This window comes from Pseudomonas sp. IT-232MI5 (assembly GCF_949767845.1).
Classification (GTDB): domain Bacteria; phylum Pseudomonadota; class Gammaproteobacteria; order Pseudomonadales; family Pseudomonadaceae; genus Aquipseudomonas.
Window position 1 is genome coordinate 316,455 of sequence record NZ_CATKQE010000055.1, and the last position, 21,334, is coordinate 337,788.

Below are 21,334 nucleotides of genomic sequence, written 5' to 3' on the forward strand. Positions count from 1 at the left end.
CGGCACACTCGCACCGCCTCCTGATCACGGGGGCGTTGACGCTGCCTGGAGCTCCACTGTCATGACCGCCCCTGAATTCGACCCGGCGCTGGATAACTTCCGCGCCATCGCCGATGCCATCGCCACGCTGTTCTTTCCGCACGCCGAAGTGGTGCTGCACGACCTGCGCACGCAGAAGGTCGACTACATCGCCAACAACCTGTCCAAACGCGAGATCGGCGACGACTCGTCACTGGAAGACATGCTCAGCGAGGATGTCAGCGACCGCAATATCGGCCCGTACGAAAAGCTCAATTGGGATGGCCAGAAGATCCGTAGCCTGAGCAGCGTCCTGCGCGACAGCGAAGGCCTGCCGCTGGCGGTGCTGTGCATCAATCTGAATATTTCGCTGTTCGAGAATGCCAAGGCAGCGCTGGACCTGTTCCTCTCACCGAGCAAACTGATCCCGCAACCGGATTCACTGTTTCGCGATGACTGGCAGGAGCGCATCAACACCTTCCTCCACGCCTGGCTGCGCGAGCGGCAACTGAGCCTGAATGTGCTGACTCGCGATCACAAACGTGAACTGGTGCTGGCGCTACACGCCGAGGGAGCGTTCAAGGGCAAGAGTGCCTCGAACTATGTGGCCAATGTGCTGAACATGGGGCGGGCGACGGTGTACAAGCATTTGAAAGAATTGAAAGGCTAGAGATTTGCGGTGATTTCTCTGACGCCATCGCTGGCAAGCCAGCTCCCACAGGTTTTGTGTACGCCGCAAATCCTTGTGGGAGCTGGCTTGCCAGCGATAGCGGACTATCAGTCGCCGTAGATGTCGGACTTGAAGTACTTCTCGGAAATTTTCTGGTACTCGCCACTCGCGCGAATGCCATCAATCGCACCATTCAACTGGCTGACCAGTTCAGCATTGCCCTTGCGCACCGCAATCCCCGCCCCCTCACCGACGTACTTCGGATCCTTCAACTCAGGCCCGACAAACGCATAACCCTTGCCACGCGGCATCGACAGGAAGTCATTGAGTGGAATGGTGTCAGCAAAAATCGCATCCAGCCGCCCCGCCGCCAGATCCATGTAAATCTCTTCGTTGTTGCTGTAGCGCTTGACGTTGATGCCCTTCGGTTCGAACACCTCGGAGGCATAACGATCGGTGGTGGTCGCACGCTGCACGCCGACATTCTTGCCCTTGAGGCTGGCGTATTGATCGTCGACGGTGGCGCCTTCCTTCATCACCAGGCGTGACGAAGTGAAGTAATACTTGTGAGTGAAATCCACCGACTTCTTGCGGTCTTCGTTGATCGTCATCGATGACAGCGCCATGTCGATTTTCTTCACTTTCAGCGAAGGAATCAGGCCGTCAAACTCACCTTCGACCCACACGCACTTGACCTTCATCTGCGCGCAAAGAGCGTTGCCGATGTCGTAGTCGAAACCGACTATTTCACCTTTATCGGTTTTCGAGGCGAATGGCGGGTAAGCGGCTTCGATACCGATGCGCAGGGTTTGCTCAGCGGCGAACACGCTGGCGGAGGCCAACAGGCTGAAGGCCAGACCGGTGATGAGGGGGAGTTTCTTCATGTTCGTTCTCTCGCGGGTTGTTGTTGGTTTGGCAAGAAAGAGCTGAAACGGAGGGAGACACTTTTTTGTACTTATAAATCCATATTGGACTTATATGTATAGGCAGTCAATCAGGCAAAGACAGAGGTTTTTGGTGTTGCAGATGACGTCATCGCGAGCAGGCTCACTCCTACAGGGGGAACGCATTCCAACTGTAGGAGTGAGCCTGCTCGCGATAGCTTATTTGAAGGCGCTACAAGACTTACTTTTTCCAGCGATCCGCCGCTGCATGATCACTGTCCCGCCCTTCAACCCATCGCGGCCCGTCGCTGGTGTTTTCCTTCTTCCAGAACGGTGCGCGGGTTTTCAGGTAGTCCATGACGAAGGCACAAGCATCGAAGGCGGCCTGGCGATGGGCACTGGCAGCGCCGACAAACACGATCGGTTCGCCCGGTTCCAGTGCACCGATGCGATGCAGCACTTCCAGCTTCAACAGCGGCCAGCGCTGCTCGGCTTCGCTGGCGATCTTGCCGAGGGCTTTTTCGGTCATGCCCGGATAGTGCTCGAGGAACATTCCCGCCACATCCAGGCCATCGTTGAAGTCGCGCACATAGCCGACAAAACTCACCACTGCGCCGACGCCGACATTGGCCGCGTGCATCGCGTTGACTTCAGCGCCCGGATCGAACGGCGTGGCCTGCACGCGAATCGCCATGGTTCAGCCTCCGGTCACGGTAGGGAAAAACGCAACTTCGTCGCCATCGATCACTGGCTCGTCAAGTTGGCAGAGGTCTTCGTTGCGTGCACACATCAGGTTTTGTTCGCTCAGCACCTCAGCGCCATCACGTTGCGCCTGCATTTGAAGAACATGTGCTCGCACGTCATCGACGGTAGCGAAATCACCTTCAACCTTCACCGAATCCACGCCCAGCGCTTCACGGTAACGGGCAAAAAACTTCACGGTCAGGTTCATGGCTGCTCCGCCTGAAAGTGCCCGCTCTTGCCACCGACCTTCTCTAACAGACGCACGCTTTCAATGGTCATGCCGCGATCGACGGCTTTGCACATGTCGTAGATGGTCAGCGCGGCGACGCTGGCAGCGGTCAGCGCTTCCATTTCGACGCCGGTTTGCCCGGACAGTTTGCAACGGGCGACGATGCGCACGGTGTCTTCGCCGTCGGCACTGAGTTCGACTTTGACGCCGGTGAGCATCAGTGGATGGCAGAGGGGAATCAGATCGCTGGTTTTCTTCGCCGCTTGAATGCCGGCAATGCGCGCCACGGCGAACACGTCGCCCTTGGGATGGCCGCCGCTGACGATCATCTGCAGCGTTGCGGGGAGCATGCGCACCAGCGCTTGGGCCGTCGCTTCACGGAACGTCACGGCTTTTTCGGTGACGTCGACCATGTTGGCGCGACCTTGGGAATCGAGATGAGTCAGCACGGGATTACTCCTGATCAGGAGCGACGATTGTAAACCTGCGGGTCAAATTTCCGCACGCACGAATATGGTGTTCATCGTGTAGGAGCTGCCGAAGGCTGCGATCTTTTGACTTTGATTTTTAAAAACAAGATCAAAAGATCGCAGCCTTCGGCAGCTCCTACATTGGGATTTGTGCAGGGGCATAAAAAACCGGACGGCTTTTGGGGCCGCCCGGTTTTGGGTGAAGGGTTACAAATGCGATTCGGCGTATTCAGCCAGAATCGAGCGAGGCACCCCTTGCAGGGTGATGTGCACACCGTTGGGGAAATCCTTGAAGCGTTCAGTCAGGTAGGTCAGCCCGGAGCTGGTCGCGGACAGGTAAGGGGTGTCGATCTGTGCGAGGTTGCCCAGGCACACCACTTTGGAACCGGCGCCGGCACGGGTGATGATGGTTTTCATCTGGTGCGGCGTGAGGTTCTGGCATTCGTCGATCAGGATCAGGCTCTGCTGGAAGCTGCGACCGCGAATGTAGTTGAGCGATTTGAACTGCAACGGCACTTTGCTGAGGATGTAATCGACGCTGCCATGGGTGTTTTCGTCATCCATGTGCAAGGCTTCGAGGTTGTCGGTGATGGCGCCCAGCCAAGGCTCCATTTTTTCCGCTTCGGTGCCGGGCAGGAAGCCGATTTCCTGGTCCAGACCCTGCACGCTGCGGGTGGCAATGATGCGGCGATAACGCTTGCTGACCATGGTCTGCTCGATCGCCGCGGCCAGCGCCAGAATGGTTTTACCGGAGCCTGCGGCCCCCGATAGATTGACCAGATGAATGTCCGGATCCAGCAACGCGTACAGCGCCAGACTCTGATAAATGTCGCGAGGCTTGAGCCCCCAGGCCTCTTGATGCAGCAGCGGTTCCTGATGCAGGTCGAGGATCAGCAGCTTGGCCTCATCGATCTCCTTGATCCAGCCGACAAAGCCCTGTTCGTCAATGATGAACTCGTTGATGTGCACTGCCGGCAGGTTGTCGATCAGTTGCACTTGATGCCAGGTGCGGCCGTGGTCCTGACGGGTGTCGACCTTGCTCACGCGGTCCCAGAAGGAGCCGGTCATGTTGTGGTAGCCGTTGGGCAGCAGGGACACATCATCGACCAGTTGGTCGGTGCTGTAATCCTCGGCATCGATGCCACAGGCGCGCGCCTTGAGGCGCATGTTGATGTCTTTGGTGACCAGCACCACCGGTTTTTTCGGGTCGCGGGTGTGCAGGTCGATCAGTTGGTTGATGATTTTGTTGTCGTTCAGATGCTCGGGCAGAATCAGGTTCGATTCGGCCTGCTTACTCATCAGAATTGACAGCAAGCCCTTCGGTCCGCCCTTGCCGCGCTGGATCGGCACACCCAGTTCGACGTCTTCCGGGGACGCATCGCCCAGGGTCTTGTCGATCAGCCGGATGGCCTGACGGCATTCAGCAGCCACGCTGTGATGCCCGCTCTTGAGCTTGTCCAGCTCTTCAAGCACGGTCATCGGGATCGCGACGTGGTGTTCTTCGAAATTCAGCAGGGCGTTTGGATCGTGAATCAATACGTTGGTATCGAGTACATAAAGGATTGGCTGGTTGGAGGAAGGGCTACGTCCGTGATCATCCATACTCGGTCACCTTTGTCAGAGCCAGTAGACGCAATACCTGAGCGGTGCTGCGCCTCGAAGTGACTGCCGAAATCTCACCTGCGGAGATTCAAGTGACTGCAAACAAACGGGTCTTGGAAGACGCCACCTGTGTTGCAGGTTTCGGCGGTCTGTCTTCGTAATACTCCAAAACCGATGACATAAAAAAGTACTTTGACGGTTTTTTTAAGTTTATTTTGCAGAGTGACGAAAAGCCCTTGGCGGACTGTCCATAGCCCGCTAAAGTCGGAAGTCCGCCTGCACCGAAATTCCGTAAAAAATCGCCCCAAGCCCAATGTTTCCGGGCTTTTGCCGTTTCTCAGCGAAACGCGTCCTGACAGTCCTCCCAACCGATGCCGCTTTGCGCGGTTTGCGTGATCAACCACGGCAACGAGGTCTTCACCGCGTCTTGTTTCATGTTGAAATTGATCACCCCGTGGCGCCACAACAGCATCAGGGTCAGCACCCGCTGCGCACTCGGCGCGCCCTTGAGTTTGCCCGCGCCGTCCTGGGCATCGATGTCCCACAGCGCCACTTGCAGGCCCTGGGTGTTGAAGAAACCTTGCGCATCGCTGCGGCGCTGCCCTTCCGGCGGACGGAACAGCGGCACGTAGTTTTCCGGCAACTTGTTCTTCACCAGATCAGCGCTGCGCCGCACCGAATCCTGCCAGTCCTGCCAGTGGCTGTGGGAGCGGAACTCCCAACCTTGAACGCCGACGCACTGTTTCGAGAACTCTGCTTGCAGGCTGCTGACCGAGCGATCAGCCAGCCGCGCCTGAATATCCTTGCCCAAGACAAAGAATGTGCCGCTCAGGTTTGCCTTGCGCAGGTATTCGGTGAGCCAACCGGTGTTGTCCGGTTGCAGGTTGGCGGCGCTGTCGAACGTCAGCAGAAACAGGCGGTCGTGCATCTCGTCGCCGTTGCGCTCGTAGTCACCGAAACGATCGAATTCGTTGCTGGTCTGTGGGGACAGAGCGGCCTTGCGCAGCAACTCGTCGAGATATTGCACATGGAAGATCCGGCTCGGTTCGGCCCACTTGGTGTAATAACTGTCGTCGCTGACCACGAACTTGGCGGCTTGCTCGCGCAGCGTCGGCAGGTCTTCGACAAGGAAACAGAACGAGGCGTCCTGATCACAGCTTTGCTGGGCGTAGTTGTAGTTGGCCAGCAGACGCTGCCAGAGGCGTTGACGCAGAATATTGACCGCATCGATGTTGACCGTGCGCAAGCCCAGACGCGGACCCAGAGCAGCCTCGTCCATCGACTCAGTGCCCAGCAGGCCACGGGCGAACATGAGGATTTCCGCCCGTGAGGCCACGTCAAACAGCGTCGGGTTGCTGAGCTGCTCTGGCCAGGTACTGCGATCCAGCGTCGCCACATCGCCCGGCGCCGCGACGGCACCGACGCTCAACAGCCACGCGGTGAATAAAAGAACAATGCGCAAAAGGGATGTCTCCATAACAAAACCCGCGCGGCACTATAGCTGATGTGCAAGGCTGAAGGACGCCGCCCTCACCCCAGCCCTCCCGAAACGTCGGACCGCCCGGGGGGAGAGGCAGCTGACCGAGTATCGCTTTCGATATCCGCCAATCGGAACTACCGAGTCGCATTCAAATTTTGAAATCAGTGAGATCGGCTCCCTCTCCCTCTGGGAGAGGGCTGGGGTGAGGGAAACATCCACCAGCCGTCGCAAATGCCCAAGCTTCCCCACACCTATTGCCCCCATAGCTGGAGTCAACTCGGACAACCCCCTAGAATCGCCCCCACGATTAAAGGAGACGACTTCATGCTGATGGTGATTTCCCCCGCCAAGACCCTCGATTACGAAACACCGCCGGCGACCCAGCGCTTTACCCAGCCGCAATACCTTGACCACTCGCAGGAACTGATCCAGCAACTGCGCGACCTGACGCCTGCACAAATCAGCGAGCTGATGCATGTGTCCGACAAGATCGGCGGGCTCAATGCCGCGCGTTTCGGCAGCTGGACACCCGCGTTCACTCCGGAAAACGCCAAGCAGGCGCTGCTCGCGTTCAAGGGTGACGTCTACACCGGTCTCGACGCGCAATCCTTCAGTGAAGCCAATTTCGATTACGCGCAAAAACACCTGCGCATGCTCTCCGGCCTCTATGGCTTGCTGCGCCCGCTCGACCTGATGCAACCGTATCGCCTGGAAATGGGCACCAAACTGGCCAACGCCCGGGGCAAGGACTTGTACGCTTTCTGGGGCACGCGCATCAGCGAATGGCTGAACGAAGCGCTGGTCGATCAGGGCGACGATGTGCTGCTCAACCTGGCGTCCAACGAGTACTTCTCGGCGGTCAAACGCACGGCCCTGAACGCGCGGATCATCAACACCGAGTTCAAGGACCAGAAGAACGGCCAGTACAAGATCATCAGCTTCTACGCGAAGAAAGCGCGGGGCCTGATGAGCCGTTTCGTGATTCAGGAAAAGATCAACGATCCGGCCCTGCTCAAGCAGTTCGATGTACAGGGTTATCGCTACAGCGCCGAGCAGTCGAAACCGGACAATCTGGTGTTTTTGCGCGACCACGCCCCCGAATAAAGCATGCCTAATGCACGACTCTTAATATCAAGAGTCGTGCAGCTCGCACGATGTCAAAAAACCCTCGCTACATTTCGCCATTTTACTGGCGCCAGAAAAACCTCCCTGTCTTTTCTAAGATTAGTTTCACTCGACACTGATCATTTTTTTCAGTAGTGGCACCTAAATTTTTTCACTGTGGTGGCACAAAACTATCTAACGTGATTTTTCGCCTGTTATTAAAGGTCGAAAACGAAAGTGCTATCAAATTGAGACTAGTGCCATCTCTGACAATATTTCAAGAAATTTCAGATTTCGCGATGAGCGGACAGGAACTTCGTCCGAATGCATAGCTCATACCACCGGTAACGATTCTCGCCGAGTTTGTACGAGATAACTTACGCGGAGCAGATGGCCATGTAACCAAGTTGTCACAGCAACTTGCCTAGATGACTAACTAGTCTCAAAACAGACGATGGACAGGAGATACGCACCATTAATATCCCCTACAAAGGCCATGGCCGCGCCCTTATAAACGTGCTCGCCTGAGCACCCAACCGCTTGATTTACGGGACTTTAATCCCGACATCGAGCGCGCAAGACGATTGCACAAGAGTCTTCTCCAAAGAAGATCGGATGCATAACAGGGCACGTCATAACAACAAGGCCTGGTTACGCACATCTTGAGTGCACTTATTTAGACACTCGAAACTTAGTATGCCTGCACACGGCATTGTGGCGCCTGTATGCCGCACTTTCGAGTGCACTAATGAACGCTGAACACCATTAACTCCGGCCCTCTAAGGCCTGATATATACAGAGGTAATTGCGATGCGCATCAGCATATTTGGTTTGGGTTACGTTGGCGCAGTATGTGCCGGTTGCCTGTCTGCACGGGGCCATGACGTAGTTGGCGTCGATGTTGCCAAAGACAAGATCGACATGATCAACGCCGGCAAATCGCCGATTGTTGAACCGGGCCTGGGCGAACTTCTGCAACAGGGTATCCAGACCGGTCGTCTGCGTGGCACGACCAACTTCGCCGAGGCGATTCGCGACACCGACCTGTCGATGATCTGCGTCGGTACGCCGAGCAAGAAGAACGGCGACCTCGAACTGAACTACATCGAAGCGGTATGCCGCGAGATCGGTTTTGTCCTGCGTGAAAAAACCACTCGCCACACCATCGTCGTGCGCAGCACCGTACTGCCGGGCACTGTTGCCAACGTGGTGATCCCGATTCTCGAAGACTGCTCGGGCAAGAAAGCCGGCGTCGACTTCGGCGTTGCGGTGAACCCTGAGTTCCTGCGTGAATCCACCGCGATCGCCGACTACGACCTGCCACCGATGACCGTCATCGGCGAGTTCGACAAGGCCTCGGGCGACGTTCTGCAATCGCTGTACGAAGAACTCGACGCACCGATCATCCGCAAGGACATCGCCGTCGCCGAGATGATCAAGTACACCTGCAACGTCTGGCACGCAACCAAAGTGACCTTCGCCAACGAGATCGGCAACATCGCCAAAGCGGTCGGCGTCGATGGCCGTGAAGTGATGGAAGTGGTCTGCCAGGACAAGACCCTCAACCTGTCCCAGTACTACATGCGCCCAGGCTTCGCCTTCGGCGGTTCGTGCCTGCCAAAAGACGTGCGCGCCCTGACCTACCGCGCCGGTTCCCTGGACGTCGAAGCGCCGCTGCTCAACTCGCTGATGCGCAGCAACGAATCGCAAGTGCAGAACGCCTTCGACATCGTTGAAAGCCACGACAAACGCAAAGTCGCCCTGCTTGGCTTGAGCTTCAAGGCCGGCACTGACGATCTGCGCGAAAGCCCGCTGGTGGAACTGGCCGAGATGCTGATCGGCAAGGGTTACGACCTGAGCATCTACGACAGCAACGTCGAGTACGCCCGTGTTCATGGCGCGAACAAAGATTACATCGAGTCGAAAATCCCGCACGTGTCGTCCCTGCTCAACGCGGACTTCGATTCGGTGATCGACAACTCCGACGTGATCATCCTTGGTAACCGTGACGAGAAATTCCGTGCGCTGGCGCAACAAGCGCCGCATGGCAAACAGGTCATCGACCTGGTCGGCTTCATGGCCAAAGCCACTGACGCCGGTACTCGCACCGAAGGTATCTGCTGGTAAAGCAGCCCTGTAGGAGCTGTCGAGTGAAACGAGGCTGCGATCTTTTCGGGAACACCAAAATCCCAAGCGAAAGATCAAAAGATCGCAGCCTTCGGCAGCTCCTACATGTCCTTGCAAGTTTTTGTAAGCCTGCCTTAACCCCATCGGGCTCGGCCCGAGATACAGACGGATGCAGATTATGCACAGGCTAAAGCACGGCCTACTTCAGGCCGCCGGTTGGCTGTTTTACCTAAGTTTGTTGATGGGCCTGGCCTTGATGCTGCCCACGTCCACATTCGACTCCGAGTCGAAGGACTTCATTTTCCTGATTGGCGCCGTGGGTATCTGGCGCTACTCGATGGGTGCAACGCACTTTGTGCGCGGCATGATTTTTCTCTACATCGTTTACCCGCACCTGCGCCGCAAAGTGCGCAAGCTGGGTAAGGCGGCCGACCCGTCGCATGTGTTCCTGATGGTCACCAGTTTCCGGATCGACGCGCTCACCACTGCGCAGGTCTACAGCTCGGTGATCCGCGAAGCCATCGACTGCGAACTGCCGACCACCGTGGTCTGCTCGATCGTCGAAATGTCCGATGAGCTGCTGGTCAAGGCGCTGTGGGCACGGATGAATCCGCCCGACCGCGTCAAGCTCGACTTCGTGCGCATTCCCGGCACCGGCAAACGTGATGGCCTGGCCTATGGTTTCCGCGCGATCTCCCGTCACCTGCCGGACGACCGCGCCGTGGTGGCCGTGATCGATGGCGACACCGTGCTCGGCGAAGGCACCGTGCGCAAGACCGTGCCGTGGTTCCAGCTGTTCGGCAACGTCGGCGGCCTGACCACCAACGAGTTCTGCGAAGTGCGCGGCGGCTACATCATGAGCGAATGGCACAAGCTGCGTTTCGCCCAGCGCCACATCAACATGTGCTCGATGGCCCTGTCCAAACGCGTACTGACCATGACCGGTCGTATGTCGGTGTTCCGCGCCACTGTGGTGACCAACCCGGAATTCATCGCCGACGTTGAAAGCGACTCGCTGCAACACTGGCGTCTGGGCCGCTTCAAGTTCTTGACCGGTGACGACAAGTCGAGCTGGTTCAGCCTGATGCGCCTCGGTTACGACACCTTTTACGTGCCTGACGCGGCGATCAACACCGTTGAACACCCGCCGGAAAAGAGCTTCATCAAGGCCAGCCGCAAACTGATGTTCCGCTGGTACGGCAACAACCTGCGGCAGAACTCGCGAGCGCTGGGCCTGGGTGTGAAACGTCTCGGCGCATTCACCTCGGTGGTGCTGTTCGACCAACGCGTGTCGATGTGGACCTCCTTGCTCGGCCTGACCGTGGCGCTCATCGCCAGCTTCAAATACGGCACCGCGTTCATCCTCGTTTACCTGCTGTGGATCGGCATCACCCGCCTGATCCTGACGTTGCTGTTGTCGTGTTCCGGTCACCGCATCGGCCCGGCTTACCCAGCGATTCTGTATTACAACCAGATCGTCGGTGCGCTGGTGAAGATCTACGTGTTCTTCCGCCTCGACCAACAATCCTGGACTCGCCAACCGACATCCCTGACCCGTGATCTCGCCAGCTTTCAACGTTGGTTCAACACCTGGTCGTCTCGGACCATGACCTTCTCCGCCGGCAGCATTTTTGTCGCCGTGCTGCTGATGATGGTCTGACCCGCCCCTATTGAATTAACAAGGAAATCGCCCCTATGAATACCGCCGTCAACGCCAACGTAGTGCATGAATCCGAAGCCCAGCGGCAACACGCCCGCGTGAAAATCCCGGCCAAACTGCGCTTCTTCGGTCCCGACCGGACGCCGGTCGAAGCGCGGGTCATCGACCTGTCTGCCGGTGGTCTGGCATTCAACGCCGGGCAGCTGCCGCTGACCATTGGCCAGGTGTACAAGGCGCGTCTGCAATTCGTCATCGACAACCTCGGCATCGCCATGGACGTTGAACTGCAAGTACGTTCCTTCGATCGCCAGACCGGCCGCGCCGGCTGCCAGTTCCAGAATCTGGAGCCGCAGGACATTTCCACCCTGCGCCACTTGATCACTTCGCACCTGGCCGGCGACATCGTCAGCATCGGTGAAGTGTTGGCGACCCTGCAGCGCGACAACTTCACCAAGGCGCGCAAGGTCAAGGACGGCGGCTCCGGCATGACCCCGTTCGGTCGCCTGAAAGCGGTGACATTCAGCGCCGGTATCTTCGCGGTCGGTCTGGTCGCGGCGGGTTTCATTTTCAAATCGGTGTACGGCATGTACTTCGTCAGCCACGCGCAGGCCGGTCTGGTCAGCGTGCCGGGGATGAACATCACCATGCCGCGTGACGGCACCGTGCAGAGCCTGGTCAAGTCCGATGGCGTCGCGGCCAAAGGCGCGCCACTGGCGACCTTCAGCACCAGCATGCTCGATGTGCTAAAGGGCCATCTGGAAGAAGATCAACTGTCGCCGGCCAAGGTTGAAGAACTGTTCGGTAAGCAAATGACCGGCACCCTGACTTCGCCGTGCGATTGCACCGTAGCCCAGCAACTGGTCGCCGACGGTCAATACGCGAGCAAGGGCGATGTGATCTTCCAACTGGTGCCGCGCAACACCCAGGCCACCGTCGATGCACGCTTCTCCTATCGCCAGTTCGGCGACGTGCGTCCAGGCACCCCGGTGAGCTTCCAGATTGCCGGCGAAGACAAGACCCGCACCGGCAAGATCGTCAGCAGCACCAGCCTGAAGAGCGCCGACCTGTCCTCCGACATCCGCGTGCAGATCCAGCCTGACGAGCCACTCGACAGCAGCCTCGCCGGCCGCCCGGTGGAAGTGAACAGCGACCGTGGCCCGAACCTGAACTGGCTGATCGACAAAGCCATGGCTGCCGGTCTTTAAGTCGAGGACATGCCTGTGACTACTCCACCCATCCTGAAAACACCGCGATCCCTGTGGGAGCTGGCTTGCCAGCGATTGGATCAGCTCGGTACAGCTGGAACACCGCGTTGCCTGCATCGCCAGCAGGCTGGCTCCCACATGGGACTAGTGGTGTGCTCGCTGGCATTGGCAGTCAGTCTCGCCGGTTGCGCCGGCCTGCCCGATCAGCGTCTGGCCAACGAAGCGCTCAAGCGTGGCGACACCGCCACCGCCGCGCAGAACTACCAGCAACTGGCTGATCTGGGTTACAGCGAAGCGCAAGTCGGCCTCGCCGACATCCAGGTTGACAGCCGCGACCCCGAGCAAATGAAACAGGCCGAAGCAACTTACCGCGCCGCCGCCAGTGTTTCGCCGCGTGCTCAGGCGCGTCTCGGCCGCTTGCTGGTAGCCAAACCAGGCTCCACTGAAGCCGAGCACCACGAAGCCGAAACCCTGCTGAAAAAAGCCGCCGCCAATGGCGAAGGCAACACGTTGATCCCGCTGGCGATGCTGTATCTGCAATACCCGCACAGCTTCCCCAACATCAACGCTCAGCAGCAGATCGATCAGTGGCGCAAATCCGGTTATCCGGAAGCGGGTCTGGCGCAGGTGCTGCTGTATCGCACCCAAGGCACCTACGACCAGCACCTGGATGACGTGGAAAAAATCTGCAAAGCCGCGCTCAACACCACCGACATCTGCTACGTCGAACTGGCCACGGTCTATCAGAAACGTGCCCAGCCAGAACAGCAAGCCGAGTTGATCAAGCAGCTGCAGGCCGGTTACAGCCGTGGCACCGTCACTGCGCAGCGCGTCGACTCCGTAGCCCGTGTCTTGGCCGATTCGACCCTGGGCAAGACTGACGAAAAAACCGCGCAGGCGTTGCTCGAGCCGATCGCTCCGGGCAACCCGGCGTCGTGGGTGACCCTCGCGCAATTGCTCTACGACTACCCGGAACTGGGCGATGTCGACCAGATGATGAAGTACCTCGACAACGGCCGCGCCGCCGACCAGCCGCGCGCCGAACTGTTGCTGGGCAAGCTCTACTACGAGGGCAAACTGGTCCCGGCCGACGCGAAAGTCGCCGAAGAACACTTCCAGAAAGCCGTTGGCCGCGAAGTCGCCGCCGACTACTACCTCGGCCAGATCTATCGCCGTGGCTACCTCGGCAAGGTCTACCCACAGAAGGCTCTCGACCACCTGCTGACGGCTGCGCGTAACGGCCAGAACAGCGCCGACTTCGCCATCGCCCAACTGTTCTCCCAAGGCAAGGGCACCAAGCCCGACCCGCTCAACGCCTACGTGTTCAGCCAATTGGCCAAGGCGCAAAACACTCCGCAAGCCGATGAGCTGGCGACCACCCTCGCCGCGCAACTGCCGCCCGAGCGTCTGGCCGAAGCCCAACGTCTGCTGCAACAAGAGCAAGCCAGCCGTGGCGCTCTGAACCCGAACACGCTGCAACTGCACGCCCTGCAAGAAGAAGACGGCGAGGAAAAATTATGAAGTTGAATCCATTCGTGAAGGCCGGTATTGGCCTTTCGTTCGCGCTGATCTGGTCTTGCCCGACACTGGCCGCGATGACTGAAACCAAGAACTTCGGCCTCGAAGTGAAAGTCACCGGCCAGTCCGAAGACGACCGTGACCTCGGCACCGCCGATGGCGGCGACGTCAACGGCGTCGGCCTCGACCTGCGTCCATGGATCTACGGCGAAAGCGGCGCGTGGAGCGCCTACGCCATGGGCCAGGCCGTGACCTCGACCGACATCATCGAAACCGACACCCTGCAACAATCCGACGGTGAACAAGCCACCGACAACAGTGATCGCAAAACCAAGAAAAACTACCTGGCGATGCGCGAGTTCTGGGTCGGCTACAGCGGCCTCACCCCGTACCCGGGCGAGATGCTCAAGTTCGGTCGTCAACGTTTGCGCAATGACGACGGCCAATGGCGCGACACCAATATCGAAGCGCTGAACTGGACCTTCGACACCACCCTGTTGCGCGCCAACGCCGGTGTCGCCGAACGCTTCAGCGAATACCGCACCGACCTCAAAGAGCTGGCGCCGAAAGACAAGGATCGCCTGCACGCTTACGCCGATGCAGCCTATCAGTGGACCCCGGGCAACTGGGTCGGCATTCGCGGTCATCACACCCACGACGACGGCAAACTCGATTACGCCGAGCCGGGCGTCCCGCGCGACTCGCTGGATAAAACCCAGAACGGCGACATCAGCTGGCTTGGCCTGACCGCCGACAGCGATGCCTACAACTGGCGCAACACCAACACCGTCAACTACTGGGGCAGCATCACCGGCATGAGCGGCGACCGCGACTCGGTCAACGCCCTCAACGCCGATGGTTCGCGCCCGGCACAAGCCAAGCGCAGCGAAGACGTCAACGGCTGGGCCACCGACATCGGTGTGCGCTTGCGCCTTGATCCGCAATGGCAAGTCGGCGGTGCCTACGCCCGCGCCAGCGCCGATTACGAGCAGACCGGTCTGGAGAGCAACCGCTCCAACTACACCGGTACGCGCTCGCGGGTTCACCGTTTCGGTGAAGCCTTCCGTGGCGAAATGAACAACATGCAGACCGCGACCCTGTTCGGTTCGTGGATGGTCAACGACGAGTACGACGCCAGCCTGATCTACCACAAGTTCTGGCGCGTCGACGGCAACAAGCCAGTGGGCAGCAACGGCATCAACGCGGTGGAAAACAACACCGACGACGCCACCGGCGCGATCCTCTCCAGTACTTCGCTGCCGCTTGAAGACGGCAACAAGGATCTCGGTCAGGAGATGGATCTGGTCGTCACCAAGTACTTCAAGCAAGGCCTGTTGCCGGCGGCGCTGAGCCAGTCGATCGACGAGCCTTCGGCCCTCGTGCGTTTCCGTGGCGGTGTGTTCAAACCGGGCGATGCCTATGGCAAGCAGGTTGATTCGTACATGCACCGCGCGTTCATCGACGTGATCTGGCGCTTCTGATGCAAACCGCCAAGGGAGTGCCCGACATGATCAGCACCAGGACAGGCTCACTCAGCCTGCTGGCCGGCGCGATGCTGCTGGCCAGCGCCAGCGCCTTCGCGACTGTGGAGCCGGTTAAGCCGGTGACCACCGCCAAAGAGCTGCAACAAGCCAAGACCTACACCGTCAGCAGCGCGCCGACCGAAGCGCTGAACCTGGCCGCGCCGAAACTGCCGGACATTTCCGGCTACACCGCCGAAGCCGCCGCCGCGAAAATCGTCCGCAGCAAAGCAGGCAAAGTCAGCGTGCGCCGGATGATGCAGGAAGACGCCCTTAAGGACTTTATCGGCGGCGACAACAAGATGGCCGAATGGGTGGTGCGTCAGCACGGTATCCCGCAGGCGATCTTCGTCGACGACGGCTACATGAACCTCAAGGATCTGGCGCAGAAACTGCCCAAGCAGTATTTCAGCGAGACCGCGCCGGGCGTGTACCTGTCGAAGCTGCCGATCGTGGTTGGCCGTAAAGGCATCCTCGAAATCGACGGTCAGACCCAGGAACTGCGCCTGTCGCAAGAAGCCGGTGCGTTCATGGTCAACGACGGTCAGTTGTTCGTGCGTGACACCAAAGTCACTGGCTGGCGCGAAAAGGACAACGGCCCGGCAACCTTCCGTTCGCCGAAGGAATTCCGACCGTTCCTGCTCGCCTGGGGCGGCACCGAGACCTACATCGTCAACAGCAAGATGGCCAGTTTCGGTTACGCCAACAGTAAGTCGTACGGCGTGAGTATTTCCCAGTACACGCCGAACATGGCCAAGGTCCTCAAGCGTCCTGAACCGACTGGCTGGATCGTCGGCTCCGAGTTCTCCGACATGTGGTACGGCTTCTACTGCTACGAGACCCGCGACTTCGTGGTCAAGGGCAACACCTACAAAGACAACATCGTTTACGGCATCGACCCGCACGACCGTTCCCACGGTCTGATCATCGCGGAGAACACCGTCCACGGTACGAAGAAGAAGCACGGGATCATTATTTCCCGTGAGGTCAACGACAGCTTCATCTTCAACAACAAGAGCTTCGACAACCACCTCTCGGGCCTGGTGATCGACCGTAACAGCGTCAACAACATCATTGCCTACAACGAGATCTACAAGAACCACACCGACGGCATCACCCTCTACGAGTCCGCCGACAACCTGCTGTGGGGCAACAAGGTCATCAGCAACAAGCGCCACGGCATCCGCATTCGTAACAGCGTGAACATCCGCCTCTACGAAAACGTCGCCATGGCCAACGGTTTGACCGGCGTCTACGGCCACATCAAGGACCTCACCGACACCGACCGTGACATCAAGCTCGACCCGTTCGATGCCCAGGTGTCGCTGATCGTCGTTGGCGGTGAACTGGCGGCCAATGGCAGCGGCCCGCTGTCGATCGATTCACCGTTGAGTGTCGAGCTGTATCGCGTGTCGATGCTGGCGCCGACCAAATCCAGCGGCATCAGCTTCAACGGCATCCTCGGCGAGCGCCAGGATGAAATTCTCGACCTGCTGGTGCGCCAGCAGAAAGCCGTGCTGATCGACCCTGTCGAACGCCAGACCGAAATGCGGGACTGAGGATAATTTTATGCACCCACACTTGATCAGATTACTCAGCCTGTCGGCCCTGACCGTGGGCATTCTCGCGGCCAGCAACGGCGCACGCGCCGATGAAAACCCGGCTGCCACACCGCCGAAGTTCAGCGCTGAACCGTGCTGCAACCTGTGCCCGGCCGCCCATGACGCGAAGAACTACACCACGCGTTATCAGCAGAACTTCACCACCCTGGTGCAGGCACAAGGCGACTGGTTGTTCCGGACTCAGGAAGACCTGCGCACCGAGTTCAACACCACCCCGGCCGGCTACAAACGCCTGCAACAGCTGCACGACGCGTTCAAGGCCAAAGGCGTCGAGTTGGTGATCGTTTACCAGCCGACCCGTGGTCTGGTGAACCGCAACAAACTCAATCCGCAGGAAAAAGCCGCGTTCGATTACGAGAAAGCGCTGGGCAACTACAAGACCATGCTCGGCCGTTTCGCCAAGATGGGTTACGTGGTGCCGGACCTGTCGCCGCTGACCAACGAATCGCTGCCGGACACCCTGCCCGCCCACGATTTCTACTTCCGCGGCGACCAGCACTGGACGCCATACGGTGCTCAGCGCACAGCGAAAATCGTCGCCGAAAAGGTCAAGCAGATTCCGGCCTTCGCCGACATTCCCAAGCGTGAATTCGAAACCAAACGCTCCGGGCGCATGGGCAAGACCGGCACCCTGCACAACATGGCCGGGCAACTGTGCGGCACCAGTTACGCGATCCAGTACATGGATCAATTCACCACCGAGCCTAAGGGCGAGGCCGGTGACGGCGACCTGTTCGGTGATTCCGGCAATCCACAAATCACCTTGGTCGGCACCTCGCACAGCGGCAAGAACTACAACTTCGCCGGCTTCCTCGAAGAAGCCATCGGCGCCGATATTCTCAACGTCGCCTTCCCCGGCGGTGGCCTGGAAGGTTCGATGTTGCAGTACCTCGGCAGCGACGAATTCCAGAAGACCCCGCCGAAAATTCTCATCTGGGAATTCTCGCCGCTGTACCGCCTCGACCAGGAAACCATCTATCGCCAGATGATGTCTCTTCTCGACAACGGCTGCGAAGGCAAAGACGCGCAAATGTCCGCGAGCACCACGCTCAAGCCGGGCAGCAAACAAGAACTGCTGGTCAACAGCAAGAACCTGAACCTGCAGAACAGCAGCCATCAGGTCGACATCCGCTTCGCCGACCCTTCGGTGAAAACCCTGCAAGCCACCCTCTGGTACATGAACGGTCGCCACGAGGACATCAAGATCGAGAAACCGGAAACCTCCGACACCGACGGTCGTTTCGCCTTTGAGCTGCGCACGGACGAAGACTGGGCCTCGCAAAACCTGCTGGCAGTCGAAGTCCAGGGCCCGGAAGCGGGCACCGCGCCGCAGAAAGTCGAAGCGAAAATCTGCAAACGCAACGTATTCCCGGGCGCTGGGCAACAAACCGCTCAGGTCGGGCAATGAGGTCTGCTATGCGAAACTCGAAACTGAAAACTCTTTTAGCGCCGACGCTGCTCGGGCTGGCGATCTTCGCCGGCACCGCGCAGGCCGCCGCACCACTGCGTCCACCTCAGGGCTATTTCGCGCCTGTGGATAAATTCAAGACCGGTGACAAAAGCGAAGGCTGCGATGCGATGCCGACGCCCTACACTGGGCCGCTGCAATTTCGCAGCAAATACGAAGGTTCGGACAAGGCCCGCGCGACACTGAACGTGCAGTCGGAAAAAGCCTTTCGCGACACCACCAAAGACATCACCACGCTGGAACGCGGCACCGCCAAACGGGTGATGCAGTTCATGCGCGACGGGCGTCCGGAGCAGCTCGAATGCACGCTGAACTGGCTGACCGCGTGGGCCAAGGCCGATGCGTTGATGTCGAAAGACTTCAACCACACCGGCAAGTCGATGCGCAAATGGGCGCTGGGCAGCATGGCCTCTTCGTACATTCGCCTGAAGTTCTCCGACTCGCATCCGCTGGCCCAGCATCAACAGGAAGCGCAGTTGATTGAGGCGTGGTTCAGCAAAATGGCTGATCAGGTGGTCAGCGATTGGGACAACCTGCCGCTGGAAAAAACCAACAACCATTCCTACTGGGCTGCATGGTCGGTGATGGCTACCTCGGTCGCGACCAACCGCCGCGACCTGTTTGACTGGGCGGTGAAGGAATACAAGGTTGGCGTCAATCAAGTCGATGCCGACGGCTTCCTGCCCAACGAACTCAAGCGCCAGCAACGCGCCCTCGCCTATCACAACTACGCCCTGCCGCCGCTGGCGATGATCGCCAGTTTTGCTCAGGTCAATGGTGTTGATTTGCGTCAGGAAAACAACGGTGCGCTGAAGCGTCTGGGTGATCGGGTGTTGTCTGGGGTGAAAGACCCGGATGAATTCGAGAAGAAGAACGGTAAAGAGCAGGACATGACCGACTTGAAAGAGGACATGAAATTCGCCTGGCTCGAACCGTTCTGCACGCTCTACACCTGTGCGCCGGATGTCATCGAGAAGAAGCATGGCATGCAACCGTTCAAGACTTTCCGCCTCGGCGGCGACCTGACCAAGGTCTACGACCCGTCCCATGAAAAGGGCTAAAAGCCCCTCACCCTAACCCTCTCCCGGAGGGAGAGGGGACTGACCGAGGTGGCTGTGCGAGTTACACCGAAATGAAATACCGAGCCGATCTCAGGTGTTGAAAAACAACCGAGATCAGGCTGCACAGAAATACCGAGCCGATCTCAGGTGTTGAAAAACAATCGAGATCAGGCTGCAAAGAAATATCGAGTCGATCTCCTTTTCTGAAAACCATGGAGATCAGGCTCCCTCTCCCTCCGGGAGAGGGCGGGGGGTGAGGGCAAGTTTTCAAGGCCCTGCACAACCCTGACAGAAACACCGTTTCACCCCTCCACTACCACGGGGGGTTTGGGGGGGCTTTGGCCCTTGACTGTTGGTTCAAACATGGAGAGATCGGGATGGTATTTTCATCCAACGTGTTCCTGTTTCTGTTCTTGCCGATCTTTCTCGGCTTGTACTACTTGAGCGGGCAACGCTATCGCAACCTGCTGCTGCTGGTCGCCAGCTACGTGTTCTACGCCTGGTGGCGTGTGGACTTCCTCGCGCTGTTCGCCGCCGTCACGCTGTGGAACTACTGGATCGGCCTCAAAGTCGGTGCCGCCGGCGTCAGAACCAAACCGGCGCAGCGCTGGCTGCTGCTCGGCGTAGCAGTCGACCTGTGCATCCTCGGCTACTTCAAGTACGCCAACTTCGGCGTCGACAGCATCAACGCGATGATGACGTCGGTCGGTCTTGAGCCGTTCATTCTCACCCACGTGCTGCTGCCGATCGGGATCTCGTTCTACATCTTCGAGTCGATCAGCTACATCATCGACGTGTATCGCGGCGATACCCCGGCCACGCGCAACCTGATCGACTTCGCAGCGTTCGTGGCGATCTTCCCGCACCTGATTGCCGGCCCGGTCCTGCGCTTCCGCGACCTCGCCGATCAGTTCAACAACCGCACGCACACCCTCGACAAGTTCTCCGAGGGCTGCACGCGGTTCATGCAGGGTTTCATCAAGAAGGTCTTTATCGCTGACACCCTCGCGGTGGTCGCCGACCATTGTTTCGCCCTGCAAAACCCGACCACCGGTGACGCGTGGCTTGGCGCACTGGCCTACACCGCGCAGCTGTATTTCGACTTCTCCGGTTACAGCGACATGGCGATTGGTCTGGGCTTGATGATGGGTTTCCGCTTCATGGAAAACTTCAAACAACCGTACATCAGCCAGTCGATTACCGAGTTCTGGCGTCGCTGGCACATCAGCCTGTCGACCTGGCTGCGTGACTACCTGTACATCACCCTCGGCGGTAACCGTAAAGGCACGCTGATGACCTATCGCAACCTGTTCCTGACCATGCTCCTCGGTGGTCTGTGGCACGGCGCGAACATCACCTACATCGTCTGGGGCGCCTGGCACGGCATGTGGCTGGCGATTGAAAAAGCGCTGGGCCTGAACACTTCGCCACGCAGCCTCAACCCGATCCGCTGGGCGCTGACCTTCCTGCTCGTGGTCATGGGCTGGGTGATCTTCCGCGCCGAGAACCTGCATGTCGCCGGCCGTATGTACGGCGCAATGTTCAGCTTTGGCGACTGGTCGCTGTCGGAACTCAATCAGGCCAGCCTCACCGGTCTGCAAGTGGCGACTCTGGTCGTGGCGTACATGACGCTGGCGTTCTTCGGTCTGCGCGATCTGTACACCAACCAGCCGCCAGCCAAGAGCAAACCGGAAGTCAACGTCGAGGCCAACGGCCCTGCCACCGCGACGCCGGGAATGATCAAAGCCGCACCCGGCGAAAACCCGGCGAGCATCCACGAGCCTGGCTACACCGTCGGCGTCGAAGCCCAGGTACAACCGGCCTACTGGAGCGCGGACTGGTCGCGTTACGTGATGCGCGGCCTGATCCTGCTGCTGTTCATCGCCTCGATTCTCAAACTTTCGGCGCAAAGCTTCTCGCCGTTCCTTTACTTCCAGTTCTGAGGGATCTGA

Annotated in this window: 17 protein-coding genes; 11 read left to right on the forward strand and 6 right to left on the reverse strand. The window is 58.8% G+C overall.

Going from position 1 to position 21,334, the window contains the following annotated elements:
- Positions 1 to 61: 61 nt before the first annotated feature.
- Entirely contained in the window at positions 62 to 688 is a 627-nt protein-coding gene (locus ACM6JQ_RS22370; RefSeq protein WP_007914317.1) for a transcriptional regulator, read from the forward strand.
- 107 nt (positions 689 to 795) lie between these two features.
- Here the strand turns inward: ACM6JQ_RS22370 and ACM6JQ_RS22375 are convergent, their stop codons facing one another.
- From ACM6JQ_RS22375 to ACM6JQ_RS22400, 6 genes are all read right to left on the reverse strand, one after another.
- On the reverse strand, positions 796 to 1,572 hold the full coding sequence (locus ACM6JQ_RS22375; RefSeq protein ID WP_414894685.1) for an ABC transporter substrate-binding protein: 777 nt from the start codon (positions 1,570 to 1,572) through the stop codon (positions 796 to 798).
- A gap of 241 nt (positions 1,573 to 1,813) precedes the next feature.
- Positions 1,814 to 2,266, reverse strand: coding sequence for a molybdopterin synthase catalytic subunit MoaE (gene moaE, locus ACM6JQ_RS22380; RefSeq protein ID WP_007914312.1), 453 nt, complete (start codon positions 2,264 to 2,266; stop codon positions 1,814 to 1,816).
- 3 nt (positions 2,267 to 2,269) lie between these two features.
- Positions 2,270 to 2,524 (reverse strand): MoaD/ThiS family protein, encoded by a 255-nt coding sequence (locus ACM6JQ_RS22385; protein WP_414894686.1) that lies wholly within the window; start codon positions 2,522 to 2,524, stop codon positions 2,270 to 2,272.
- Positions 2,521 to 2,994 (reverse strand): cyclic pyranopterin monophosphate synthase MoaC, encoded by a 474-nt coding sequence (gene moaC / locus ACM6JQ_RS22390; RefSeq protein WP_007914310.1) that lies wholly within the window; start codon positions 2,992 to 2,994, stop codon positions 2,521 to 2,523. The genes ACM6JQ_RS22385 and moaC overlap by 4 nt, the downstream gene beginning before the upstream one ends.
- 228 nt (positions 2,995 to 3,222) lie before the next feature.
- A complete protein-coding gene (locus ACM6JQ_RS22395) occupies positions 3,223 to 4,617 on the reverse strand; it encodes a PhoH family protein (RefSeq protein WP_007914309.1) in 1,395 nt (464 codons plus the stop codon).
- Between the two features lie 337 nt (positions 4,618 to 4,954).
- A complete protein-coding gene (locus tag ACM6JQ_RS22400) occupies positions 4,955 to 6,079 on the reverse strand; it encodes a polysaccharide deacetylase family protein (protein ID WP_414894687.1) in 1,125 nt (374 codons plus the stop codon).
- 342 nt (positions 6,080 to 6,421) lie between these two features.
- On the opposite strand from ACM6JQ_RS22400, the gene yaaA reads away from it, so the two are divergent.
- From yaaA to ACM6JQ_RS22450, 10 genes are all read left to right on the forward strand, one after another.
- Positions 6,422 to 7,201, forward strand: a complete 780-nt coding sequence (yaaA, locus tag ACM6JQ_RS22405; protein ID WP_414894688.1) for a peroxide stress protein YaaA — start codon at positions 6,422 to 6,424, stop codon at positions 7,199 to 7,201.
- 810 nt (positions 7,202 to 8,011) lie between these two features.
- Positions 8,012 to 9,328 (forward strand): nucleotide sugar dehydrogenase, encoded by a 1,317-nt coding sequence (locus tag ACM6JQ_RS22410; protein ID WP_008087506.1) that lies wholly within the window; start codon positions 8,012 to 8,014, stop codon positions 9,326 to 9,328.
- 178 nt (positions 9,329 to 9,506) lie between these two features.
- Complete coding sequence (gene alg8, locus ACM6JQ_RS22415) at positions 9,507 to 10,988, forward strand: mannuronan synthase (RefSeq protein WP_371857959.1); 1,482 nt, start codon at positions 9,507 to 9,509, stop codon at positions 10,986 to 10,988.
- Between the two features lie 35 nt (positions 10,989 to 11,023).
- A complete protein-coding gene (locus ACM6JQ_RS22420; protein ID WP_007914303.1) occupies positions 11,024 to 12,193 on the forward strand; it encodes an alginate biosynthesis protein Alg44 in 1,170 nt (389 codons plus the stop codon).
- A gap of 9 nt (positions 12,194 to 12,202) precedes the next feature.
- Positions 12,203 to 13,714 (forward strand): alginate biosynthesis TPR repeat lipoprotein AlgK, encoded by a 1,512-nt coding sequence (algK, locus tag ACM6JQ_RS22425; protein ID WP_414894689.1) that lies wholly within the window; start codon positions 12,203 to 12,205, stop codon positions 13,712 to 13,714.
- Positions 13,711 to 15,192: an alginate export family protein gene (locus ACM6JQ_RS22430; protein WP_414894690.1), complete on the forward strand. Its 1,482-nt coding sequence runs from the start codon at positions 13,711 to 13,713 to the stop codon at positions 15,190 to 15,192. Before algK ends, ACM6JQ_RS22430 begins: the two co-directional genes overlap by 4 nt.
- Positions 15,193 to 15,218: 26 nt before the next feature.
- The gene (gene algG, locus ACM6JQ_RS22435) at positions 15,219 to 16,790 is read left to right on the forward strand and encodes a mannuronan 5-epimerase AlgG (RefSeq protein ID WP_414894691.1); all 1,572 of its coding nucleotides are present in this window, start codon (positions 15,219 to 15,221) and stop codon (positions 16,788 to 16,790) included.
- Positions 16,791 to 16,800: 10 nt separating this feature from the next.
- Entirely contained in the window at positions 16,801 to 18,261 is a 1,461-nt protein-coding gene (locus ACM6JQ_RS22440) for an alginate O-acetyltransferase (protein ID WP_095112629.1), read from the forward strand.
- An 8-nt stretch (positions 18,262 to 18,269) separates the two neighbouring features.
- Entirely contained in the window at positions 18,270 to 19,382 is a 1,113-nt protein-coding gene (locus tag ACM6JQ_RS22445; RefSeq protein WP_414894692.1) for a mannuronate-specific alginate lyase, read from the forward strand.
- 377 nt (positions 19,383 to 19,759) lie between these two features.
- A complete protein-coding gene (locus ACM6JQ_RS22450; protein WP_414894693.1) occupies positions 19,760 to 21,325 on the forward strand; it encodes an MBOAT family O-acyltransferase in 1,566 nt (521 codons plus the stop codon).
- The last annotated feature ends 9 nt before the right edge of the window (positions 21,326 to 21,334 follow it).

Excerpts from the sequence above, each read along its gene's own strand:
- ACM6JQ_RS22385 (WP_414894686.1), bottom strand. The coding sequence starts at position 2,524 with ATGAACCTGACCGTGAAGTTTTTTGCCCGTTACCGTGAAGCGCTGGGC.
- ACM6JQ_RS22420 (WP_007914303.1), top strand. The coding sequence starts at position 11,024 with ATGAATACCGCCGTCAACGCCAACGTAGTGCATGAATCCGAAGCCCAG.
- ACM6JQ_RS22375 (WP_414894685.1), bottom strand. The coding sequence starts at position 1,572 with ATGAAGAAACTCCCCCTCATCACCGGTCTGGCCTTCAGCCTGTTGGCC.
- ACM6JQ_RS22410 (WP_008087506.1), top strand. The coding sequence starts at position 8,012 with ATGCGCATCAGCATATTTGGTTTGGGTTACGTTGGCGCAGTATGTGCC.
- ACM6JQ_RS22430 (WP_414894690.1), top strand. The coding sequence starts at position 13,711 with ATGAAGTTGAATCCATTCGTGAAGGCCGGTATTGGCCTTTCGTTCGCG.
- ACM6JQ_RS22445 (WP_414894692.1), top strand. The coding sequence starts at position 18,270 with ATGCGAAACTCGAAACTGAAAACTCTTTTAGCGCCGACGCTGCTCGGG.
- ACM6JQ_RS22395 (WP_007914309.1), bottom strand. The coding sequence starts at position 4,617 with ATGGATGATCACGGACGTAGCCCTTCCTCCAACCAGCCAATCCTTTAT.
- algG (WP_414894691.1), top strand. The coding sequence starts at position 15,219 with ATGATCAGCACCAGGACAGGCTCACTCAGCCTGCTGGCCGGCGCGATG.
- ACM6JQ_RS22440 (WP_095112629.1), top strand. The coding sequence starts at position 16,801 with ATGCACCCACACTTGATCAGATTACTCAGCCTGTCGGCCCTGACCGTG.
- ACM6JQ_RS22450 (WP_414894693.1), top strand. The coding sequence starts at position 19,760 with ATGGTATTTTCATCCAACGTGTTCCTGTTTCTGTTCTTGCCGATCTTT.
- ACM6JQ_RS22370 (WP_007914317.1), top strand. The coding sequence starts at position 62 with ATGACCGCCCCTGAATTCGACCCGGCGCTGGATAACTTCCGCGCCATC.
- alg8 (WP_371857959.1), top strand. The coding sequence starts at position 9,507 with ATGCACAGGCTAAAGCACGGCCTACTTCAGGCCGCCGGTTGGCTGTTT.
- algK (WP_414894689.1), top strand. The coding sequence starts at position 12,203 with ATGCCTGTGACTACTCCACCCATCCTGAAAACACCGCGATCCCTGTGG.
- yaaA (WP_414894688.1), top strand. The coding sequence starts at position 6,422 with ATGCTGATGGTGATTTCCCCCGCCAAGACCCTCGATTACGAAACACCG.
- moaE (WP_007914312.1), bottom strand. The coding sequence starts at position 2,266 with ATGGCGATTCGCGTGCAGGCCACGCCGTTCGATCCGGGCGCTGAAGTC.